General features: G+C 73.7%; 2 protein-coding genes. Both read left to right on the forward strand.

The features are described 5' to 3' along the window. Window positions 1–71 precede the first annotated feature (71 nt). Window positions 72–746 carry an HAD family hydrolase gene (locus JGS22_RS20925; RefSeq protein ID WP_216815055.1) on the forward strand — a complete coding sequence of 225 codons (675 nt, stop codon included), beginning with the start codon at window positions 72–74 and terminating at the stop codon, window positions 744–746. A 358-nt stretch (window positions 747–1104) separates the two neighbouring features. Then, window positions 1105–2963 (forward strand): WXG100-like domain-containing protein (locus JGS22_RS20930; protein WP_443742860.1); only part of this gene is annotated, 1859 nt, incomplete at its 3' end.

Genomic DNA, 2963 nt, shown 5'->3' on the forward strand with positions numbered 1-2963 from the left:
ACACCCGAGACCTCCACGACCCAGGGGCCTGCGCCCCGGGACGACGGAGCACCAGCGAACGGAACAGCGCCATGACCGACCGCGTCGCCCTCTTCGACATGGACGGCACTCTCACCGACACCAACGCACTCCATGTGGTGGCCTGGTGGGAGGCCTTCCGCCAGGCCGGCCACACGGTGCCGACCGCCGCCATCCACCGCGCCATCGGGCTGGGCGCCACCGATCTGCTCGAACGGCTCCTCGGTCCCGACCGGGACACCGAGGGCGACGAGGCGCTCAAAAGCGCTCACACGGTGCTCTACGGCACCTGGTTCGGCCGCATCCCCGTCCTGCCCGGAGCCCGCGACCTGCTGCGCGAGCTCGCCGACCGCGACTGGCGAATCGTCGTGGTGACCTCCGCGGGCGACACCGAACTGAAGGCGCTGCTGCGGGCGTTGGACGCCGACGACGCCATCACCGACATCGCCGGCGGCGCACACGTCACCCAGGGCAAACCCCACCCCGAACAGGTCGAACGCGCACTGCGCATGGCCTCCGTCCCCGCCGAGCGCGCGGTCTTCGTCGGCGACTCGGTGTGGGACATGCGCGCCGCCGCCCGTGCCGGGGTGGCGGCGATCGGCCTGCTCAGCGGCGGCCTGCCGAAGGCCGACCTCACGGAGGCGGGAGCCGGTGAGGTGTACCGCGATCCGGCCGAACTGCTGGACACGCTCGACGACAGCGCCTTCGCCCGGGTCGCCTCCGGCTGACGCGCCGCAGTGGGCCGCGCTCCGCGGCGCCGCTGTCCGCGCCGTACCGCTGTCCGCGTCGTACCGCTGTCCGCGCCGTACCGCTGTCCGCGCTATCCGCGTCGTACCGCTGTCCGCGCCGGGCCCGACCGCGCGGTGCCGTGGTCGCCGTGGGCGGACGGTGACCGTGGCCCGACGCTTCGGTCGGCCGCCCAACGGGCCGTGCACGACAGCCGGTTGGGGGCGGTGGCCACCGGGTGGCGAGGACGCCGCCGCCGTCCGGTCGTTCCACCCCGCCCTTGTGGCTGGTCAGGGAGGTGCGGTTAGGGTGTCGGCGAAGCTGCCGTGTCTGTAGTGCGAGGGGGGACCGGCCGTGGGGATGATGCTTCCTGCCGAGGTCGAAAAGGGCCTGGGGATGCTGGGGTTCAACTGGCCGGAGGCCGATGAGTCCAAGCTGATGGAGTCGGCGCAGGCGTGGATCCAGTTCGCGATGGATCTCGAGGCTTTGCAGGTGGCGGGGAGCAAGGCGGCGGGGAACGTCACCTCGGAGAACTTCGGTACCTCGATCGAGGGTTTCAACGAGTCGTGGAGGGAGTTTTCGGGGACGGGCAGCGGTTATCTGGATGATGCCCGTACGGCGGCGACGGTGTTGGCGACGACGTTGCAGGTCGCGGCCGGGATCGTGATCGGGTTGAAGATCGCGGTGATCATTCAGGTCATCGTGTTTCTGGTGCAGTTGGCGGCTGCGGCAGCCGCGGCGGCGCCGACGTTCGGGTTGTCGGCGCTGGCCAGTGGCGGTTTCTACGCGGCGGCTCGCACGATTTTGACGCAAGTCCTGAAGTGGGCGGCGAAAGCGCTGCTGGACACGATCGTCGACGCGTTGAAACAGACGGCGATGAAAGCCATCCAGGCCATGGTCCAGGACCTGGCGCGGCAGTTCACCAACCAGCACTTCGGCGCCCAGGACGGCATCGACTTCGGCAGCGCCGCCGACAAGGGCGTGGAGGCCGGCAAGGAAGAGGCCAAGAGCCAGGTCGAGAACGCCGGCTCCAACTTCGTCGACAACTTCGCCTCGCAGGCCGGGAGTTCGGCCCGCGAAGGCGTCGAGAACAGCGGCAACAGCGACTCCGCCGGAGACGGCACCACCCCGGGTACGGACGGCGCAGACGGGACCACCACCTCCGGCGACGGGTCCGACGGGCCCGCTTCCACCGGCAGCGACGGCTCGACCGGCAGCGACGGCTCGGACGGCACGACGAGCGCGGGCGGCGACAGCACCGCACCCTCGGGCAGCAGTACGCCCGCGGGCTCCGGCGCGCCCGCGGGCTCCGGCGCGCCCGCGGGCTCCGGCGGCCCGTCCGGTTCGGCTGCGCCCAACCCCGGTACCGGTGACGGCAGTTCCGGCGCCACCGCTTCCGGCGGCGGCGACGGAACGGATGGCTCCAGCACCCCCAACGGCTCCGACGGCACTCGCTCGGACAGCGGCGACGGATCGGACGGCGGCAGCCACTACCCCCGCCCCTCCGACACCAGCGACCAGTCCTACTCCGACAACCCCTTCGACGCGCCCGGCGCCCCGGATTCGGGTTCCGATCCCGCCGCGTCCGGCTCCGGTCGGCCGCCGAGCTCTGCCGACAGCGCCGCCGACCCGCCCTCAGGGACGCCGGCATCGGACACCGGCACCACCCAGCGGCCCGACGCCGGAACCCCCGCGACGTCGCCCGAACCGTCCGCGTCCCCCTCCGACGGCCCTTCCACCGATCGCACCTCGCACCCCGCTCCGGACTCCGGGCCGGTGCCGAGCCCGCGCCCCGCGCCGGACTCCGGGTCTGCTTCGGATCCCGGGTCTGCTTCGGACCCCGGCCCCGCGCCGAGCCCCCGTCCCACGCCGGACTCCGGCCCCGGTCCCGACGCGTCGCCTTCGGACGCGTCCGGCGCCGACGCGCCCCGTACGTCGCCCGAGGCGGACGCGCCGCGCCCAACTCCCGCGCCCGACAACGGCGTTTCCCGGCCCGCGCCGGACGGCGACTCCGTACGGCCCGCACCCGCGCCGCCCGCATCCGAGGGCGACGCGCCCCGGCCGGCTCCGGCTCCGGAGGGGCCGCGTTCGGACGGCCCGGCCCCCGACACCGCTCGCGCGCCGGAACCGGCACCGGCCCATGCTTCGACGGGCGCCGACAGCGCTGCGCCCACGGGTCGGCCGCAGCCGGACGGAGGCGCCGCCGCCCCGTCCACGGC

The organism is Streptomyces tardus (assembly GCF_018101125.2).
GTDB classification, from domain to species: Bacteria; Actinomycetota; Actinomycetes; order Streptomycetales; family Streptomycetaceae; genus Streptomyces; species Streptomyces tardus.